Raw genomic sequence first — 18,956 nt, 5'->3', positions numbered from 1 at the left:
GTCAGCCCTCGCTCAGCGAGCCGGAGCGGGACCGCGCGACGATCGTGGACGCGGTGAAGTTGACGACCAGGGTGAGCAGGAAGAGTGCCAGGCCCGCGGCCATCAGCGCCGACATGCCGAAGTCCGAGGAGTCGCCGTAGTGCAGGGCGATCAGTGAGGAGACGGAGTTCGAGCCGGTCTGGAGGATGTGGGGCTGGATCTGGAAGACCGGGGAGATGATCAGGTAGACCGCGATGGTCTCGCCCAGCGCCCGGCCGAGCCCCAGCATCGTGCCGCCGATCACGCCGCCCAGGCCGTACGGCAGCACCACCGAGCGGATCATGCCCCAGCGGGTGGAGCCGAGCGCGTAGGCGCCCTCCCGCTCACCGGCCGGGGCCTGCGCGAAGACCTCGCGCATGACCGAGCACATGATGGGGGCCACCATCATCGCGACGACGATTCCGGCGATGAAGGTGGAGGCGGTGTACACGCTGGCGGAGGAGAGGGGTTCGCCCGGCTCGACGCCGTCCACGCGCAGGAAGGGCACCTGGTGGAACCAGGTGGACAGCCAGCGGGACAGGCCGATCACATGACCCTGGAAGAAGAACAGGCCCCACAGGCCGTAGACGACGGACGGCACGGCGGCCATCAGGTCGACCATCGCGACTAGGGTGCGGCGCAGTCGGCGCGGTGCGATCTCCGAGATGAACAGCGCGGTGCCGACCGCGAGCGGCAGCGCGAAGCAGACGGCCACGGCGGCGATCAGCACGGTCCCGGTCAGGACGGCGGCGATGCCGAAGTTGTGGACGTCGGGCTGCCACTGCGCGGTGGTCAGGAACGCGAAACCGCGTACCCGCAGCGCCTGGCTCGCCCGTAGCAGCAGGAACAGGCCGACCGCCGCCATGATCGCCAGTACGGCGACACCGGCGGCCGTGAGCTGCCCGCGGAATATCCGGTCCCCGATCCCCTTGGCCGCCCGCAGCCGCCGGGGGGCGTCGTCGCCCCCGACCGACTCGGGCGTGCGGGACACCACTTGTGTGGATGTCACGTGTCGTTCTCCCCCCAGCGCTCCCGCGCGCCGAACGGCGTCGCGTTGCCAGGAGTGAACGGGGCGTCAATGGCCGAATGACACTGTTCATCTGAGGAGAAAATGAACAACAGATAGTGAGAAGTTGTGAGTGGCCTGTGGAGGTTGTCCAATGTCCGACAAAACCACCCATCTCCCGCTCAGTTGCCTTATGCACCTAGCAACTTGCCTGTACAGAAGGGGTGTTGAGAGGGCGCTCCGCGCGCGATACGGGCGGGACCGGTGGTATTGGCGGGCGATATGAGTACGGAGGGTGACGAGCGACAGGGGGCTCGATCCGGCCACATTGGGGCACGAGCCCACGGTTGTCGGGAGGCACACGCCTGCTACCGGCAACGGGCACCACGCGAGGTGCGGAGGATTCGGGGAGAGCCCTACGAGTTTGTAAAGGACCTGTGAGAGGGTGTCCGCCTGAACCCCGCCGATATTCGCCGCCCGACCGGGGCCGAAGGCTCCAGCGGTCGACCAGCGGCCCGAATCGGGTGTTGGGGTAGTTTCATATCTCCGCGTGCTATCGATGCGAGGAACGTTGCGTATGGATTCCACACTGCCCGGAGCCGCGTCGACAATACGGCGGCGGAGGCGACTGAACACGAGGATCAAGGACGCGCTGCGCGATCTCTCCGTCCAAATGGCGTTGCTGAACCATCGGGTCGGCACTCATCTCGGCCTGCGCGACGCCGACTTGGAGTGCCTGGACCTGGTCAGCCGCTTCGGGCCGATCGGACCGACCGCGCTGTCGAAGCACGCGGGGCTGCACCCGGCCACGCTGACCGGCGTGCTCGACCGGCTGGAGCGCGGCGGCTGGGTGATCCGTACGCCCAACCCCAGCGACCGGCGGGCGGTCCTCGTCCAGGTCATCAAGGAGCGCGAGACCGAGACGGCCGAGATGTTCGCCGGGCTCAACAAGTCGATGGACGTGATCTGCGCGGACTACGACGACGCCGAACTGGTGCTGATCGCCGACTTCCTGTCCCGCGCGGCGCGGGCGGGACGTGAGGCGACCGACGAACTCGCCGACCGCTGACGGGCTGACGGCCGCCGCCGGTCGTCCTCACCCTTACCCTCACCTCACCGGCCGCCGGTCGTCATCACCTCACCTCAACTGCCGCCGGCCGCGCGGCGCTCCGGATGCCAGCGCGGCGCCGCGTCCAGACAGCCGTCGTACGGGTCGCCGGGACCCGGCAGGTCCTGGCTGCCGCGCAGCGCCCGCAGCTTGCGCAGCACGCCGGGATCGTCCAGGCCGCCGGGCTCCCGCCTGGCCGCCGCGGCGACCGCGCGCGGGCCTGAGCCATCGGTGGGCGCCGCGCCCTCCCACCAGTGCTCGCCGCGCCCGCGCCACCACTCGGACGACGAGACGCCGACGGTCGTCGAGCCCAGCGAGATCAGGGCGCGCAGCAGCCGGTCCCCGCAGAACCGGGCGGCGGCCCGGCCGAATGCGCGCCAATTCGGTGCGGGCATCCGCGATCACTCCTTCTCACCCGTCTTCACCGATCGTGCTCAGACGCGCCCGGCCGTAACCGTGGTCTCCGCCGTGGTCTCGACGATCTTCAGCGAGATGAACTCGTCGATACGCAGCCGCTGGAGCGCCCAGCGCAGGACGGCGGGGATGTCGGGGTTGTCGTCGATGTACACCTGCGGCGCGACCACCGGGACGCGCTTGCCGCGGGTCTTGATCTCGCAACCGCCCGCGGCCACCACGTTCTTGACCCAGTCGGACTCCGCGCCGTACGGGAGGGACAGGATGAAGTGGCCGTTCTTCTTGAAGACCTTGACCGGCGTGCGGTACTCCCGGCCGGACTTGCGCCCCTTGTGGTAGACCGCGCCGAACCCCGGCATGGCGGGGAGGATCCGGCCGACGATCCGATTGCCGAAATACTTGTTCACGCGCGCCAGCCGCCGCTTAACGGACATGACTGTGCTCCTTCTTTGAGGGACTCGCACGGGGAAAAAGAACGGAGAAAAGAGAGAAGAAAAACGACAGCGGTCCGTAATAGCGCAACATCATTCCCGGCCGATGTCACACTCGGGCAGGGGTCATTCATCTCAGGTGACAGGAGCGCGCGTCACACTGGGAGGCCCACCATGTCCGACAACCCGGCGGAGCTGCCCGACGACACCGCCACACGGGTGTTCGTGGGTCATCGGGAGTTACTGTTCTCGGTGGTCTACAACCTGCTCGGCAGCGTCTCGGACACCGAGGACGTCCTTCAGGAGACCTGGCTGGCCTGGGCGCGCAGAGTCCGCCAGCCGCACGCCGAGGAGATCGACAACCCGCGCGCGTACCTGGTGCGCATCGCGGTCAACCAGGCGCTCGCCCGGCAGGCGACGATCAGCCGCCGCCGCGAGACGTACATCGGGCCCTGGCTGCCCGAGCCGCTGATCACGCAGATTCCGGAAGCACGCGACGCCCCGCAGGCGGCGCGGGCGACGGACGCCGAGGAATCCGCGCTGCGCAACGAATCCGTGTCCATGGCACTGTTGGTCATTCTGGAGACGCTGACGCCGCTGGAACGCGCGGTGTTCGTGTTGCACGAGGTGTTCGGTTACGCGCATACGGAGATCTCCGAAATTCTCGGCCGCAGCCCGTCCGCGATTCGGCAGCTCGCCCACCGGGCCCGCGAACACGTCCAGGCCAGGCGGCCCCGGTACCAGGCCGACCCGCACCTCCAGCAGCAGGTCACCGAGCGCTTCGTGGCCGCCGCGCTCGGCGGTGACATCGCCGACCTGATGAGCCTGCTCGCGCCGGACGTGACGATGTGGACCGACGGCGGCGGCAAGGTCCGCTCCGCGCTGCGCCCGGTCACCGGCCGCGACAAGGTCGCCCGGCTGCTGAACGGTTACGCCACCAGCCGGCTGCCGGAAGCCCTCGACATCCGCTACCGGCACGTCAACGGCGACCCGTCCGCCGTGGTCTTCTCCGGCGACTCCCCCTACGCGGTCATGGTCATGGACCTCAACCCGAGCAACGACCAGGTCACCGACATCTATCTGGTCACCAACCCGGACAAGCTCTCCCGGGTACGGCTGGACGGCCTGGACGGCCTGGACGACAGCGACGCAAACGCCGGGTCGGGGCAGATCGAGGCCGCGGAGACGACGAAGGCGATCGAGCCGGGCGACGGCGACACCGATACCGACATCGACACCGACGAGGCCGGTCCGCAGGCGAGTTGACACCAGCGGCTGTCCCGGTCCCGCCCACGTGGGGCATGTCACGTGGGGTGGACCGGGACGCCGCGTTCTCGGGTGACGGTGGCATCGGCCGCCGGATCAGACGCCTCGGGTTCTGACAGCCCCTCCGGAACTCCTTGCAGGGCCAGTACCCGCTGCTCGCGCAGTTCCTCGTCCGCCGTGCTCTCGATCCGCTTCATCGCGACCCGCAGGATCGGCGGCGCCATCAGCGGGGTGAGGATCGCGATCAGCACGATGATGCTGTACATCGCGGTGGTCAGCAGGCCGAGCCGGACGCCGACCACGGCGATGACCACCTGGATCACCCCGCGCGCGTTGATCCCGGCGCCGAGCGCCAGGGCCTCCCAGCGGGTGAGCCGGCTGAAGGCGCTGCCGATGAAGGCGCCGAGGAATTTCCCGGCGACGGCGACCGCCAGCGCGGCCAGTCCCCACAGCGCGATCTTCGGGCGCGTCAGCGACGTCAGGTCGATCCGCAGCCCGGCGAGCGCGAAGAACAGCGGGGACAGGAAGGACAGCACCGTGGCGTTCAGCGGTTCCAACTGCCGTGCCTGCGCGTCCGTACCGCGCGAGCCGATCAGGATGCCGCACAGGAAGGCGCCGAACACCGCCTCGAAACCGAGCGCCTGGGCGCCCGCGCCCGCCAGTACGAGCAGGATGACGGTGGCGGAGATGGTCACGCCGCGCGAACCGGAGCGCTCGGCCCGGCGCAGGACCCAGCCGACCAGCCACCGGCCGCCGGTCAGCAGGACGACGATGACGACGGCGAGGTGCCACAGCGGGGTGGCGATCTCGCTCCCGCCGACTCCGGTGGTGGCCATCGCGGTGACGACGGAGACCAGCAGCCAGCCGACGGCGTCGTCGACGGTGCCGACGACCAGGATCATCTGGCCGACATTGCGGTGGATCAGCTTCATGTCGACCAGCACCCGGCCGATCACCGGGATCGAGCTGACGCACATGGCGACGCCGACGAACCAGGCGAAGACCGCCGGATCGGCGTCGCCCGGCCGCAGTTCGCCCGGCAGCGCGTAACCGAGCCACACGCCGAGCGCCAGGGGCAGCAGCAGGGCGGCGGCGCTGACGCCCGCCGCCTTGCCGCCCTGTCTGCGGACCACCTTCAGGTCCAGGTGCATGCCGGTGAAGCCGACGAGCAGCAGCACGCCGAGCTGGCCGACGGCGTCCAGCAGGTGCATCTGGGTGGGGTCGCGTGGGAAGAGCCAGCCGGACAGGCCCGGCGCCGCGTGCAGCAGGAGCGAGGGCCCGAGCAGGACGCCCGAGGCCAGTTCTCCGACAACGGTCGGCATGCCGAGCCTGCTCGCCAGCCGTCCCAGCACGAGGGCCAGGACGAGCAGGGCGCCGATCTGGAGCAGGAACACCAGCAGTGTGTGCTGCGGAAGGGGATCGACGGTTTCCGCGGCGACGCTGATCGCACTCATCGAAGAACTCCTCACTGATGCGCGGTGGCCGGGTCGGGCGAGCCCTACGCCACGCAGATCCCCTGGACGGCGACCTTCTCCGCGATGAACGGCCGCGCGAGCAGACCGTCGGGGTAGGCGCCGGCCTTCTCCTGGAACTCGGCCGACATGAAGGCCGCCAGCAGCGAGGAGGTCGACTCCCAGACCGCGATGTTGACCAGGGTGTCGCTGCCCGCGGTGCCGCGGTGGAGCTGGGTGGAGATGCAGCCGTCACAGGACTTCATGTAGGCGGCGTCGAGCGCCCAGCTCTCCAGGGTCTTGTCCATCTGCCCCTCGGGCACGACAAGGGTGTTGATGAGTACGACGGTGCCCGAGTCCTCCTGCTGGAGCTGGGTCTCGAAGGAGACCTTCGGGTCGACGGCCTCGAATGCGAACGCCATGGTGTGTCCTCTCGTCGTCATGGGCGGTGCGTGACGTGACGTGGATGGCTGACGCGCGGGCCCGCTCAGCCGTCGAAGATCGGGTGCGCTCCCCGCGGCTCCTCCTCCAGCGCGCCCAGCGAGCCGCGGAAGAAGATGAGCGGTTCCTGGTACTCGCGGGGCACGCCGAGTTCGACGACGCGGCCGACGAAGATGGTGTGGTCGCCGCCGTCGAACTCCTTGTCCAGGCGGCAGGCCAGGAAGGCCAGTGCCTCGCTGAGCACCGGCATGCCCTCGGCCGAGTGGTGGTGGGGCACGTCCTTGACGGCCGAGGTGCCCTTGCCCGCGAAGGCGCGGGCCAGCGGCTCCTGCGGTCCCGACAGGAAATTCACCACGAAGGAGCCGGCCTCGTCGATGACCGCGCGCAGCCGCGACTCCTTGTGCAGGCAGAACAGCACGAGCGGCGGGTCGAGCGAGACGGAGGTGAACGAGTTGACCGTCGTTCCCTCCGAACGCCCTTCAGCGCCGCTGGTGATGACGGTGACGCCGGTGACGAACAGGCCGCACACATTGCGCAGCAGCCTGCCCTCCACCGGCTCCGGCTGGTGCAGCACCTGGTCGGAGGGCGTGCTCACGAGCGCCCCTTCCCGCCCGCCGCCACGGCCCCGGAACCGGCCCCTGAACCGGCCCCGGAACCGGCCCCCGCCTCGGCCTTACCCGCCGGCTCCGCCTCGCCGACCTCGACGTCCACCGTCGAGGTGGCCATCAGCTCGCTGCTCTTGGGCAGCAGCGGACCGGCCAGCGCGGTCGTGACCAGCGCCATGATCACCATCATGGTGAACATCTGGCTGTCCAGGACGCCGAGTTGGACGGCGGTGTTGAGGATGATCAGCTCGGTCAGTCCTCGGGTGTTCATCAGCAGGCCGAGCGCCCTGGACTCCCGCCAGGACAGGCCGAACAGCCGGGCGGGCACCATCGCGCCGAGCAGCTTGCCCGCGCAGGCGACGACCAGGATCGCGGCCAGCTCCAGGTACTGCCGGGCGTGCAGGCCGTTGATGTCGACGCCGAGGCCGGTGACGATGAAGAACACCGGCAGCAGGATCAGGCTGACGTGGTCGAGCGGCTTGCGCAGGTGCTCGGCGAGCTGGAGCGCGGGCTCGCGCGGCATGATGAAGCCGAAGAGGAAGGCGCCGAAGATGCCGTGGATGCCGATCCAGGTCGTCAGGTAGGACGACAGGAAGGTACCGGCCGCCATGACCACCAACAGGGCCCGCCACTGCTGGCGTTCGCTGAAGAACCTGACCACCGCGGCCAGCGCGGGCCGCACGAGGACGAACATGCCGAGCACGTAGGCCGCGCTCAGGCCGAGCACCTGGAAGAGGTCACCGGCGCCGCTGGAGGTGACCAGCGCGGAGACGTACGCCAGCATGCACCAGGCGAGGATGTCGTCCACGGCGGCGCTGGCCAGGGCGAGGGTGCCGACCCGCGTGTGGGTGAGCCGGTTGTCGGTGAGGATCCGGGCGAGTACGGGGAAGGCCGTCACCGACATGGCCGCGCCCATGAACGTGGAGAAGGTGACGAAGGAGATGTGGTGCCCGGCCACCGTGTTGTGGTGCGGGTAGAGCAGCGCGGCCACCGCGACGCCGAGTCCGAAGGCGCAGGCGACCGAGGAGAGCGAGACCGACGCGGCGAGACCGCGGTGCGGACGCAGCATCCGCTTCTCGAACTCCCAGCCCACCATGAACATGAAGAGCATCAGGCCCACGTTGGAGACCGCGGACAGCAGCGGCCGTACGTCGGCGGGGAACAGCTTGTGCGACAGGTCGCCGGGCAGCAGCCCGAGCAGGCTGGGGCCGAGCGCGATACCGGCGAGGATCTCGCCGATCACCGCGGGCTGGCGGACCCGCTTGGCGAGAGTGCCGAGCAGCACTCCGACCAGCAGGACGAAGGCGATACCCGCCAGCATCGTGGCGACTTGCAGGTCGTTGTGGGGCGCGAGGCTGTGCAGCGCGATGCTTCTCATCGCAGTCCTCCGGGGACGGGAGCGGCGGGGAGGTGCGGGCCGGGGCGGTACGGGCCGGGGCGGTACGCGTCCGGGCGGCCTCCGGACGCACGACAGCGGGGTGGCACGGATGTCCGTGGCCACCCCGCTGTCGTGAGAGGGATGTCGCTGTGTCGCCGTCAGAGCAGGCCCTGGGCCCCTAGCGGATGCTCTGGGCGAACCTGAAGGCGCCGTGCGGGTCGTAGCGGTGCTTCACGGCCGACAGCCGCGGGTAGTTCTCGGCGTAGTACGCCTGCCGCCAGTCGGGCAGTTCCGGGTCGATGAAGTTCTGGTAGGTCTCGCCGGAGGACTGCCGGTCGATGACGCGGAAGCCGTTGTCGACGAACGCCTGACCCGCCGCCCTGCCCGCGGAGTCGGCGGCGTCCGGGGACCCGATGTCGACGAGGAAGTTCACCGTGAACAGCGCGTCGCGGTGGACGAACGCGGTGTCGGTACGGCGTAGATCCTTCACCGCCCCGCCCAGCGGGAGCACTTCCATGAGGTGCGCCTGGCCGGGCACCCGCAGGGTCTCGAAGAGCGCCGCCGCGTTGTCCCACACGCTGCGCGACGGCAGCCGGCTGAAGAACCGGCTGCGCTGGAGGCCGAACGCCGACCGGGGAAGCGTGCCGCCGGGCGTGGTGTCGGCCCGGTGGCAGGCGGTCACATCGGCCGCGCACCGGAAGAAGCCCATCATGAGCGGCTGGTACGGCACGACGCTCGCGGGCGTCTGGCTGGCCGGTGCCCCGGTCAGCGCCACCAGCCGGGCGACCTCGCTGGTGAGTTCGGCCGTCGTTCCGGTGGAGGCGACGAAGACCATGACGTTGACCGGCGCGCCCGGCGAGGCGTCGAAGAGCTGGAGGAAGGCGCCGCCGCTGAGCGTGCGCGGCGCGTTGACGGACCAGCGCGCGTACCCGTCCAGGACGTCGGCGGCCTTGTCGAAGGTCCAGTTCAGATTGACCACGGCGAGCTGCGAGACGTTGACGGTGGTGATGTCGTACGAGGTGACGACGCCGAAGTTGCCGCCGCCACCGCCGCGTATGCCCCAGTAGAGATCCCGGTTCCGGGTGGGTGAGGCGGTGACGACGTCGCCGCTCGCGAGCACCACCTTCGCCGAGGCGATCCGGTCGGAGCCGACGCCGTAGGAGCGGGTGAGCACGCCCAGGCCGCCGCCCTGGTAGAAGCCGCCGACGGCGACCGTGGGGCAGTAGCCGCCGATGATGGCCTTGCCGTGCGGCGCGAGCGCGTCGATGGCGTCGACGCCCTGGACGCCGGTGCCGACGGTCACCGTGTTCTGGCCGACGGATATGGAGTTGAGCCCGGAGACGTCGATCACCAGGCCGGTGCTGGTGGAGTACCCGCCGCCGCTGTGCCCTCCGCTGCGCACGGCGAAGGGTACGCAGTTGTCCTGCGCGAATTTCAGGGTCAGCGCCACATCGGCGGCGCTGACGCAGTAGGCGACGGCCTGCGGGTTGATCACGTCGAACTGTTGCAGGTCGAGTTGTTTCGCCGTCGTGTAACCGGAGTCGGTCGGCAGGACGAGCCGGCCCTGGAGGTGCGCGCGCAACTGACTCCAGGGTGCCCCGCTGCCGGCGAAACCGGCGGTGGCCCCAAGTCCTGACAGAGCCACCGCGGTCGCGCCCGCACCGAGGACTTTTCTGCGACTGATCATGGTGCTGTTCCACTTTCGGTCAGATGGAAATTGCCGGGCGGGGTCAGACGAACTTCTGCCCACGCAGACCGGACCGCACAATTCCGCTTACCATGTCGCGACCCAGTTCGCGCATCTCGCCCGGAGCCTTGAAGTTGGCCCAGTACATGAACTTAGCCATCATCGCGGTGGTCGGGTACACGAATTTGATTTCTGGGTCCTCCCATCCGAAAACGGGGTTGAGTTCATCCGAAGCACGGAGACTGTCCATGATCATTTTGGCCGCCGCGTCGCCGTCGATATCACCGGCCTCGTACTTCTCGCAGGACTCCGCCATGATTTCGACGGTTTGCTTGAAATCCGGGCTGTTCGGCCACCAAAGACCCGGATTGGGGGTCTTCTCCAAATCGTCCAGCCATTTCACGTCGCCGCTCTCCTCATACCGCGCCCGCGCCCGGATCAACCGCAGTGCGCCGGGGGTGAGATAGGAGCCCCAGACGCGGAACACCGCGTTCCACAGCGGGAAGTGGCTGAAGGAGATGTACGAGCTGTTCACCAGCTCGTCGTTGAAGTGCAGCAGGCCGCGCTCGACGTCCTCGACGTACTGGAAACGCTCGTTGGCGAAGTCGTCGTCGTCCAGGGCGGGCAGCAGCCGGGAGCACAGGGCGTAGACGACCTCGAAGGTGTTGGACAGACCGCGCGAGAACAGCGGGTCGAGGAAGCCGGCCGCGTGCGACATCAGGCACCAGCGGTAGCCGATCGACTTGCTCGAGCTGTACTGGAGCCGGTCGGTGGAGACCCACTCGCGGACCCGCGTGGCGCCCTCGAACTGCCGTTTCACCGCCGGGTACTGGTCGAGGAAGCCCTGGAACTCCTCCTCGGGGGTGCGGTCCTTCGGCTTGGGATACGTCCGCTCGTCCATGGTGAGCCCGATGCTGGTGATCGGGTTCTTGGAGTCCTTGTGGTTGTTGAACGGGATGATCCAGAACCAGCCGCGCTCGATCATGTGGTGCAGCGTGCCGCCGTGCCAGGGCGCGCTGGCCGGCGGGCGCAGGCTCTCCGGGTGGTGGCTGACCTCGTCGAACGGCTTGATGCCGATGTAGTGGGTGAACATCGACCGCGAGTGGTGCTTGAAGCGCGCGGGCTTCTCGCGCAGGTCGAACTTCTCGGCCAGCAGGGAGCGGAAGCCGCTCGCGTCGATCAGGTAACGGGCCCTGAAGACCTCGCCGTTCTGCCCCGTGACCGTCACTCCGAAGTCGTCGAAGTCCAGGTCGGCGACCCGCCAGTTCTGCCGCGTCGTGGCGCCGTACTTGGCCGCCACGTTGAAGAAGTACATGTCGGTGTCCTGCCGGAACAGGTGACCGGCCTCGGTGAGCGCCTTGGGAATGACGAACATCGTGGCGTCGCGCGGGTCGGGCTCCTGGCCCTTCTCGTGCTTGATGAAACCGAAGCTCTGCTTCTTGCCGTGGGTCGGGCCGATGTTCTTGGTGACGGCCTTGACGTCCAGCAGGTGCTTGATCTCCGGTACGTCGAAGCGCACCGCCAGGATGTGCAGCCACTCGATGAGTTGCGGGGTCATCGACTCGCCGATCGCCATCCGCGGATGGGTCGCGGCATCCACCATGACCACGTTCTTGCCCTGCCGGGCGAGGATCGCCGCGCTCACCGAACCCGCGAGGCCCGAGCCGATGATCAGGACGTCGCAGTTCTGGGTCTTGGAGGCGCTGTTCACCGGGACGGATTCCTTGGCTTTGCTGGGCACGGAGCGCCCCTCTCTCTCCGCGCGGACGGCGCGGAGAATCAACGACGGGTGTGTGGCCGAATTCCCAGGGCACACGCGGGCATCTGAAAAAGGGCATGCAAAACAATCGCCGGGCCGACCCCGATGGGTCGGCCCGGCGATCGAGAAGAGTCGTTGAACCGCGATTGGGCATACTCCTGCTGCCCAATAAAGCGTGACACGCGGCGACACCCGGTGTCAACCCCGGTAATGATGTACCGGAAGTGACGCGAGTGCCGCCGGAGTTATTGTGCGGACTCCCCCGGCCCCTCCCCAAAGGGCAATTCACCCCTCCCTCAAGGGCAACTCGGAGAGCCGCCGGAGCCTACCGGTGGGCGGCTCCGGAATCGGCCGCCGAATCCGTCGCGGGAGATCCCGCGCCGTCCGTCTGCCCGGGAACGGCCGCCCCCGGCTCCGGCGCGGCCGACTTCTTCGGCCCGACGATGATCAGGCAGGCGATCACACCGACGAACAACACGCCCATCGGCACGTACATGGTCGGCTTCATGGCATCGACGAAGCCGTGCCCGAAGACCGCCGCGGCGGTGTCCTGGATGCGGTGGGCGATGTCGGCGGGCACGTTCGACGGGAATTTCATGGCGCTGCTCGACTGGCCGCCGACCTCGAGGTGCTTGCCCGCGTTGTCGAAGTTCTTCAGGAAATCGGCCCGGTAGTCGGCCGGTACGGCGCCCGCGCGCTGCGCCGCCTGGTCCTTGAGGGAGGAGGCGAGCTGATTCTGGAGCACCGCGCCGATGACGGCGCCCGCCATGACGGAACCGACCTGCCGCAGCGCGTTGTTGACGCCGGACGCGGCGCCGGTGAGCCTGGGCGGCACATTGCGCATGACCTCGGTGGCCATCGGCGTGAAGGTGCAGCCCATACCGGCGCCGACGATCACGACCGGCGCGATCAGCCCGGTCCAGCTCTGGCCGACCTCGACGGTCCGCACGATCCAGAAGACACCGCCGATGTACGCGAGCAGACCGCCCATCAGGATGTACTTGCCGCCGAACTTCTCGGCCAGCACGCCGGAGGGCCCGGCGGTGAGCATCGAGCCGACCGCCATCGGCACCAGCACGCCACCGGCCTTCAGCGCGCTGAAGCCGAGCACCGACTGAAGGTAGATGGTCAGCGGCAGCAACAGGCCGACGACGCCGAACGAGACGGCGATACCGACGAAGTTGACCACCGAGAAGTTGCGGTCCTTGAACAGCACGAACGGCACCAGCGGCTCGTTGTCCTGCTGGCCGCGCTGGTACACCAGGAAGATCGCCAGCACTACGACACCGGCCGCGATCGTGCCCCAGATCGCGCCGTTCCAACTGTACTTCTGACCCTCGATCAGACCGAAGGCGAGCAGGAACAGGGCGACGGTGGTCAGGACGACGCCGGGGATGTCGAAGCGGTGCCGGACCGTACGGGCCGCGGACGGCATGAACATGAGCGAGGCGATGATCGCCAGCACACCGATCGGCACGTTGACGTAGAAGATCCAGCGCCAGTTGAGCTTGGTGACCAGCAGGCCGCCCAGGCTCGGTCCCGCGACCGACGCCAGGCCCGCGACCGTGCCCCAGATGCCGAGCGCGACACCGCGCTTCTCGTCGGGGAACACGTCCGCGATCATGGACAGGGTCTGCGGCAGCAGCAGTGCCGCGCCGATGCCCTGGATCGCCCGGAAGATGATGAGCTGGGTCGGGGACTGGGCGAGTCCGCAGGCGAGACTCGCCACGGTGAACAGCGCCACACCCGCGATGAACAGGTTCTTCTTGCCGACGAGGTCACCGAGCCGGCCCGCGGTGATCAGCAGGACGGCGAGGCCGAGGGTGTACGCGTTGACGACCCACAGGATCTGGTCGAGGGACGCGTCGAGGCTGTCCACCATGTCGGGGATCGCGATGTTCACGATCGTCAGGTCGAGCAGGGTCATGAAGAATCCGAAGGACAGGATCGCCAGAATGACCCACGGATTACCACGCCATTTGTTCACGGTTCCTCCTTGCCGCGCGCGTCGGGCCGCACGGCGTTGCACGACCCACAGCCCCTTGCCCCCCAAGAGGTGAGCGGGGGCCGTGGGTGTGACATCGGTGGGGCGGTCGAGACGCAACCGTCACCGAGGAGGTCCGCGAGTCCCGGCCGCCGAGGCCGGTCCGCCGGACGGACGCCGGACGGACGCCGGACGGGCCCTAGGACGCCGCGGGCACCAGCCGCTCCCGCAGGAAGCTCACGACCCGCTCCCGCGCGGCGTACGCCGGGTGTCCGGGGATCTCGCGCATCTCCTCGGTCAGTACGGGGTGGGCTCCCTTGGGGAAGCCGCCCTCGTTGCCCTTCGAGGAGTCCAGTTCGATCACCTCGAAGGCGTCGCCGAGACTGCGCCGCAGGGTGTCGAACCTGGCCCGCGGGGACGCGCTGTCCCCGCTGAAGCGCATGCCCAGCACGCACAGTCCGCTGTTCTTGGTACGGCTCACCACCGTGTCCAGCTCGCCCTGCGACAGGCCGGGGTCCGCGCGCCGCTTGGCGCTGACCGGGAACGGCACCGCGGGCTGGGCGACGACCGGCGCGAGCACCACGTCCTCCACCGCGGCGGCCAGCGCGAACCCGCCGGTGAAGCACATGCCGACGATGCCGACGCCGGGCCCGGGGGTACGCGCGGCCAGATCCCGTACCAGCGCCCTGAGGTAGTCCGCGACCGGCCGCCGCGCGTCGACGGCGAAGGCCCGGAATTCGGCGGACACGCACAGCTTGGCGACGGTGGAGAGCGTGTAGGGCGTGGAGTTCTCACGGCCGGGCCGTCCGAACAGCGACGGCATCGCCACGGCGAAGCCCTGGTCGACCAGGTGGTCGGCCAGGCCCAGCACCTCGGGCGTCATGCCCGGAATCTCCGGGACGAGCACCACTCCCGGCCCCGCGCCCTTCTCGTACACGTCGTGGGTGAGCCCGGCTCCCGTGAACGGGGCCGCGCGCCAGCCGGTGAGATCAGAGGTCGGTGCGGTACCGGTCACGAGGGGTTCTCCTTCAGACGGTTCTGCGGTCCGGGTGGGTGGACGGGAGGTCAGGCGCCCTCGGACTCCCGTCCCTGCCGCGCCCGGACGGCGAGGACGACGAAGGTGGTGATGCTCGCGATCAGGTCGATGTGGTCGATGGCGTGCGGCGACCCGTTCGCCCTGCGGATCTTCTTGGTGACGGCGAGGAAGTTGGCGGCCAGCGTACCGACCGTGACCGCCGTCCGCAGCGGGCTCGCTCCCCGCGCGGCCGGCGGCCCGGACCGACCGGCCCGCGCACCGGAGGCGGCGCTCACCGTACGGCGCCCGGCTCGCTGTCCGACGGCGGCGCCGCCGCCAGCATGTCCTTCGGGGTGAACTTCACCACCGGGAGCAGTCGGCTGGCCCGGTTCTGGAACTCGTTGATGAACGGCAGGACTTCGGAGTACCTCGCCCAGATCCGGTCCCGCTCGGGGCCCGACAGGGTCTCGGCGAGGGCGACGATCCGCTCGCGGCCGATGTTGACGGTCACCTCGGGCGTGGCCTTCAAGTTGAGGTACCAGGCCGGGTGCAGGCCCTTGGGGCCGCCGGGGATGTCGAAGTGGCCGGGCACGGCGACCGCGTAGAAGAAGCCGCGCTCGTAGATGTAGCCGATCGGCACGACACGCTCCTTGCCGGTCTTGCGGCCCAGCGTGTGCAGCAGCAGCGCGTCGAGGTTGCCCATCTTGCCGCCGATGCGGCCGTTGGACTTCTCGTACAGCCAGATGTGCACGTTGAGCGCGCCCTTGCTGAGCGACTTCTGCACCTTCTTCGGCGGCTTGGAGTAGATGTAGACGTTGACGCGCATGAAGGCCCGCGTGATCGGGCCCGCGTCCAGACCCTGGTCAGGACGCGTCGTCCTGAAGGACGACAGCGCCTCGGTGTCCTTGATCACCGAGGTGTCACCCATCGGCTCGGCCATCGAGTCCTCCGTGGGCTTCGGGGTGGTCTGCATGTGTGGTGCCCTTTCGCGAGATCCGGTGTGCAGCGGACTTCTGTGGCGGGAGGCCGTCTCTTCGTCGGAAGGCCGTCTGTTCAGAGGACTTTCCTGCCCTTGAGGCCCGCACGGACCGTGCCGGACAGCAATGCGGAGCCGAGGTCCCGCATCTGCGGCGGGGCCTTGCGGACCGCCCAGTACATGAACTTCGCCATCGTCGCGGTGGTCGGGGTGATCAGCCGGGTGTCCTCGGGGTCGCGCCAGCCGAAAGCCGGGTTCAGCAGCTCACAGCGGCGGAGCCGGTCGAAGACGATGTCCGCGGCGCGGTCGCCGTCGATCTGCCCGGCCTCGTACTTCTCGCAGGTCTCCGCGGTGAGGTCGACGATCTCCCGGACGGCCGGCTCCGGCCACCACAGGCCCGGATACGGCGCGTTCTCCAGTGCGTCCAGGTGCGCGGGGTCGCCGGTGAGCGTGTAGGTGATCCGCGCGCGGGCCAGCCGCATCACGCCGGGGGTGGCGAAGCCGCCCCAGACCCGGAAGACCGCGTTCCACAGCCGGAAGTGGCCGAAGGAGATGTACGCGCTGTTCACCAGCTCGTCGTTGTAGTGCAGCAGGCCGCGCTCCAACCGGTCGACGTACGCGAAGCGTTCGACCGCGAAGTCGTCGTCGTCCAGGGCGGGCAGCAGCCGGGTCATGAGCGAGTGGACGACCTCGAAGGTGTTGGACAGACCGCGCGAGAACAGCGGGTCGAGGAAGCCGGCCGCGTGCGACATCAGGCACCAGCGGTAGCCGATCGACTCCTTCGAGCTGTACTGGAGCCGGTCGGTGGAGACCCACTCGCGGACCCGCGTGGCGCCCTCGAACTGCCGCTTCACCGCCGGGTACCGGTCGAGGAAGCCCTCGAACTCCTGCTCGGGGCTGATGTCACGGGGCCGCGGGTAGACCCGCTCGTCCATGGTGAGGCCGACGCTGGTGACCGGGTTGGTCGCGCCCTTGTGGTTGTTGAACGGGATGATCCAGAACCAGCCGCGTTCGATCAGGTGGTGGAGCGTACCGCCGCCCCAGGGCGCGTTCTTGGGCGGTCGCAGGCTCTCCGGGTGGTGGCTGACGTCGTCGAACGGCTTGACGCCGATGTAGTGCGTGAACAGCGACCGCGAGTGGTGTTTGAAGCGCGCGGGCTGCTCCCGCAGGCCGAACTTCTCGGCGAGCAGCGACCGGTGGCCGCTGGCGTCGATGAGATAGCGGGCCCTGAAGACCTCGCCGTTCTGCCCGGTGACGGTCACGCCGTCGTCGTCGAAGTCCAGGTCGGACAGCCGCCAGTGCTGCCGCGTCGTGGCGCCGTACCTGGCCGCGACGTGGAAGTAGTACGCGTCGGTGTCCTGCCGGAACAGGTGGCCGGCCTGGGTGAGCGCCTTGGGGATGACGAACATCGTCGTCTCCCGCGGGTCCGGCTCCTGGCCCTTGTCGTGCTTGACGAAGCCGAAGCTCTGTTTCCTGCCGTGGGTCGGGCCGATGTGCTCGGTGACCGACCGGTGGTCCAGCAGATGGAGCAGTTCGGGGAGGTCGAACCGTACGGCGAGGATGTGCAGCCACTCGATGAGCTGCGGGGTCATCGACTCACCGATCGCCATCCGCGGATGCGTCTGGGAGTCGACCAGCACGACGCTCTTGCCCTGCCGGGCGAGGATCGCCGCGCTCACCGAACCGGCCAGGCCCGCGCCGACGATCAGGACGTCGCAATTCGTGACCGCCTTGGGCCGCTCCTTGCGAACGGCCGGGGCGACGGCGGCTTTCGGGGGCACCGGCTTCTCGGCGGGCGGCTCGGTCCGCGTCTCAACGGGCTGCTCGGTCCGCGTCTCAACGGGCTGCTCGGTCCGCGTCTCGACGGGCTGCTCGACCGGCGCGCCCTGGTCGCCGAACCAGCGGGTGAGGGCCTGAGTCGGGTCGGCCGCGCGCGCCGCCGACCAGGCCACGTGCCCGTCGGGCCGCAGCAGTACGGTCTTGCGCCCGTCGAGCAGCGTGCCGGGGACCGGCCGCGCCGAGACGACGTCGACCCGGCCCGCCCAGCCGGCGACGGCCCTGCCGAGCCTGGCCCCGCGCTTGCTGTCACCCGACAGGTCGAGCAGGACACCGCGGCCGGGACGCAGTACGGCGGTGGTGCTGGTCGGCCCGTCCGCGGTCGTCAGGTCGATGTGCGGGACGCGGCGGCCGGTCAACGCGGCGGCCTCGTCCGTACCATCGCCGCCATCGGCATCACCCTCGCCGTAGCGGATGTCGAGGCCGCTGATCATGCCGGCGAGGTGGCCGCGGACGACCGAGGTGCGGGTGAGGAGTTCGGCGGCGGTGCCCCGGACCGCCTCGGTCTCGGGGCCGCCGAAGAGAATGACGGTCTGCGCCTCGATGTTGGCCAGCACCCGCCGCCCGACCGCGTGCCGCTCGGTGTGGTACGTGTCCAGCAGCCCGTCGGGCGCGTGCCCGGTGACCCGCGCGGCCAGCTTCCAGCCGAGGTTGGCCGCGTCCTGGAGGCCGAGGTTGAGCGCCTGGCCGCCGACCGGCATCTGCCGGTGGGCGGCGTCCCCGGCGAGCAGCACCCGGCCCCGGCGGTACGAGGCCGCCTGGCGGCTGGTGTTGCCGAAGGCGTTCAGCCAGGTCGGGTCGCCGTGGGTGATGTCCTCGCCGGTGACCCTGGCCCACACGGCGGCGATCTCGGCGTACTCGGGCTCCGCGGTCCTCGGCCGCACCTCGCGGCCGAACTCGTGCACCATGACGCGGGTGACGCCGCCCCGGGTGGCCGCGATGGCCACCCCGTTCGGGAGCCGCTGGAAGCGGCGGTTGGGTATGTCGAGCCCCAGCACGTCGCAGCGCAGCAGCTCCTTGGTGGCGTCGGAGCCGGGGAAGTCGAAGCCCGCCAGCCGCCGTACGGTGCTCTCCTCGCCGTCACAGCCGACCAGATGGCCGGCGGTGAGACGGGTGACACCGTCCGGGGTGGCGACCTCGACCTCCACGCCTTCCGCGCCCGCGTCACCTTCGTCGCCGCCGTCGCCGACGTCGCCCGCGCCGCCCGCCGTCAGGCCGAGCAGTTCGTGCTCGCGCCTGACCTCCGCGCCCAGCCCCGTGGCCCACTCCGCGAGCAGTTCCTCGACCCGGGCCTGCGGGACCTTCCACTGGCCCGGGTAGCGGGTGGTCGGCTCGCTCAGGTCGAGCGGCAGACCGCCGAAGTGGCCCATCGGCTCGTTGGGCGGCGTGCCCAGCGTCTCCAGCAGGCCGCGCTGGTCGAGGAGTTCCATGGTGCGGGCGTGCAGGGTCGACGCCCGGGACTCGGTGGTGGGGGCGGCGAGCCGCTCCAGAACCGTCACCCGGGCTCCGCCGAGCCGGAGTTCACCGGCCAGCATCAGGCCGACAGGCCCCGCGCCGACGATGATGACGTCGGTGTCCATC

Annotated in this window: 16 protein-coding genes; 2 read left to right on the top strand and 14 right to left on the bottom strand. The window is 69.4% G+C overall.

Annotation, left to right across the window (positions count from 1 at the left end):
- Position 1: 1 nt before the first annotated feature.
- Positions 2–1,027: a phosphate ABC transporter permease subunit PstC gene (gene pstC / locus BGM09_RS06025; RefSeq protein WP_317452553.1), complete on the bottom strand. Its 1,026-nt coding sequence runs from the start codon at positions 1,025–1,027 to the stop codon at positions 2–4.
- A 574-nt stretch (positions 1,028–1,601) separates the two neighbouring features.
- Here pstC and BGM09_RS06020 point away from each other — a divergent pair.
- Positions 1,602–2,093, top strand: coding sequence for a MarR family winged helix-turn-helix transcriptional regulator (locus BGM09_RS06020; protein ID WP_188280357.1), 492 nt, complete (start codon positions 1,602–1,604; stop codon positions 2,091–2,093).
- 74 nt (positions 2,094–2,167) lie between these two features.
- Here BGM09_RS06020 and BGM09_RS06015 read toward each other — a convergent pair whose 3' ends face one another.
- Entirely contained in the window at positions 2,168–2,527 is a 360-nt protein-coding gene (locus BGM09_RS06015) for a hypothetical protein (protein WP_188280356.1), read from the bottom strand.
- A 39-nt stretch (positions 2,528–2,566) separates the two neighbouring features.
- Positions 2,567–2,980: a nitroreductase family deazaflavin-dependent oxidoreductase gene (locus BGM09_RS06010; RefSeq protein WP_188280355.1), complete on the bottom strand. Its 414-nt coding sequence runs from the start codon at positions 2,978–2,980 to the stop codon at positions 2,567–2,569.
- Between the two features lie 171 nt (positions 2,981–3,151).
- On the opposite strand from BGM09_RS06010, the gene sigJ reads away from it, so the two are divergent.
- Complete coding sequence (sigJ, locus tag BGM09_RS06005) at positions 3,152–4,243, top strand: RNA polymerase sigma factor SigJ (RefSeq protein ID WP_188280354.1); 1,092 nt, start codon at positions 3,152–3,154, stop codon at positions 4,241–4,243.
- A 38-nt stretch (positions 4,244–4,281) separates the two neighbouring features.
- Here sigJ and BGM09_RS06000 read toward each other — a convergent pair whose 3' ends face one another.
- The 11 genes from BGM09_RS06000 to BGM09_RS37450 form a co-directional block, all read right to left on the bottom strand.
- On the bottom strand, positions 4,282–5,697 hold the full coding sequence (locus tag BGM09_RS06000) for a cation:proton antiporter (protein WP_188280353.1): 1,416 nt from the start codon (positions 5,695–5,697) through the stop codon (positions 4,282–4,284).
- Positions 5,698–5,741: 44 nt separating this feature from the next.
- Complete coding sequence (locus tag BGM09_RS05995) at positions 5,742–6,116, bottom strand: antibiotic biosynthesis monooxygenase family protein (protein WP_188280352.1); 375 nt, start codon at positions 6,114–6,116, stop codon at positions 5,742–5,744.
- A 65-nt stretch (positions 6,117–6,181) separates the two neighbouring features.
- A complete protein-coding gene (locus BGM09_RS05990) occupies positions 6,182–6,730 on the bottom strand; it encodes a flavin reductase family protein (protein WP_317452552.1) in 549 nt (182 codons plus the stop codon).
- A complete protein-coding gene (locus BGM09_RS05985) occupies positions 6,727–8,118 on the bottom strand; it encodes a cation:proton antiporter (RefSeq protein ID WP_223186366.1) in 1,392 nt (463 codons plus the stop codon). Before BGM09_RS05985 ends, BGM09_RS05990 begins: the two co-directional genes overlap by 4 nt.
- A gap of 178 nt (positions 8,119–8,296) precedes the next feature.
- Positions 8,297–9,805 (bottom strand): FAD-binding oxidoreductase, encoded by a 1,509-nt coding sequence (locus BGM09_RS05980; protein ID WP_188280351.1) that lies wholly within the window; start codon positions 9,803–9,805, stop codon positions 8,297–8,299.
- Positions 9,806–9,848: 43 nt separating this feature from the next.
- Positions 9,849–11,546, bottom strand: coding sequence for an NAD(P)/FAD-dependent oxidoreductase (locus BGM09_RS05975; RefSeq protein WP_188280350.1), 1,698 nt, complete (start codon positions 11,544–11,546; stop codon positions 9,849–9,851).
- Between the two features lie 343 nt (positions 11,547–11,889).
- Positions 11,890–13,551 (bottom strand): MFS transporter, encoded by a 1,662-nt coding sequence (locus BGM09_RS05970; RefSeq protein ID WP_317452551.1) that lies wholly within the window; start codon positions 13,549–13,551, stop codon positions 11,890–11,892.
- Positions 13,552–13,747: 196 nt separating this feature from the next.
- Positions 13,748–14,563 carry a dienelactone hydrolase family protein gene (locus BGM09_RS05965; RefSeq protein ID WP_188280349.1) on the bottom strand — a complete coding sequence of 272 codons (816 nt, stop codon included), beginning with the start codon at positions 14,561–14,563 and terminating at the stop codon, positions 13,748–13,750.
- A 50-nt stretch (positions 14,564–14,613) separates the two neighbouring features.
- Entirely contained in the window at positions 14,614–14,859 is a 246-nt protein-coding gene (locus BGM09_RS05960) for a hypothetical protein (protein ID WP_188280348.1), read from the bottom strand.
- Positions 14,856–15,536, bottom strand: coding sequence for a nitroreductase/quinone reductase family protein (locus BGM09_RS05955; protein WP_188280347.1), 681 nt, complete (start codon positions 15,534–15,536; stop codon positions 14,856–14,858). Before BGM09_RS05955 ends, BGM09_RS05960 begins: the two co-directional genes overlap by 4 nt.
- An 80-nt stretch (positions 15,537–15,616) precedes the next feature.
- Positions 15,617–18,955: an FAD-dependent monooxygenase gene (locus BGM09_RS37450; protein ID WP_223186365.1), complete on the bottom strand. Its 3,339-nt coding sequence runs from the start codon at positions 18,953–18,955 to the stop codon at positions 15,617–15,619.
- Between the last annotated feature and the right edge of the window lies 1 nt (position 18,956).

It is taken from the genome of Streptomyces sp. CBMA29 (assembly GCF_014596445.1).
In the GTDB taxonomy this organism is placed as follows: Bacteria; Actinomycetota; Actinomycetes; order Streptomycetales; family Streptomycetaceae; genus Actinacidiphila.
The sequence above is the reverse complement of the archived record's forward strand: the minus strand, read 5'-3'. Positions and strand labels throughout refer to the sequence as shown.

What these genes read in the sequence shown, in the direction of transcription:
- BGM09_RS06010 (WP_188280355.1), bottom strand. Translation starts at nt 2,980, where the DNA reads ATGTCCGTTAAGCGGCGGCTGGCGCGCGTGAACAAGTATTTCGGCAAT.
- BGM09_RS06015 (WP_188280356.1), bottom strand. Translation starts at nt 2,527, where the DNA reads ATGCCCGCACCGAATTGGCGCGCATTCGGCCGGGCCGCCGCCCGGTTC.
- BGM09_RS06020 (WP_188280357.1), top strand. Translation starts at nt 1,602, where the DNA reads ATGGATTCCACACTGCCCGGAGCCGCGTCGACAATACGGCGGCGGAGG.
- BGM09_RS37450 (WP_223186365.1), bottom strand. Translation starts at nt 18,955, where the DNA reads ATGGACACCGACGTCATCATCGTCGGCGCGGGGCCTGTCGGCCTGATG.
- BGM09_RS05995 (WP_188280352.1), bottom strand. Translation starts at nt 6,116, where the DNA reads ATGGCGTTCGCATTCGAGGCCGTCGACCCGAAGGTCTCCTTCGAGACC.
- BGM09_RS05985 (WP_223186366.1), bottom strand. Translation starts at nt 8,118, where the DNA reads ATGAGAAGCATCGCGCTGCACAGCCTCGCGCCCCACAACGACCTGCAA.
- sigJ (WP_188280354.1), top strand. Translation starts at nt 3,152, where the DNA reads ATGTCCGACAACCCGGCGGAGCTGCCCGACGACACCGCCACACGGGTG.
- BGM09_RS06000 (WP_188280353.1), bottom strand. Translation starts at nt 5,697, where the DNA reads ATGAGTGCGATCAGCGTCGCCGCGGAAACCGTCGATCCCCTTCCGCAG.
- BGM09_RS05980 (WP_188280351.1), bottom strand. Translation starts at nt 9,805, where the DNA reads ATGATCAGTCGCAGAAAAGTCCTCGGTGCGGGCGCGACCGCGGTGGCT.
- BGM09_RS05955 (WP_188280347.1), bottom strand. Translation starts at nt 15,536, where the DNA reads ATGCAGACCACCCCGAAGCCCACGGAGGACTCGATGGCCGAGCCGATG.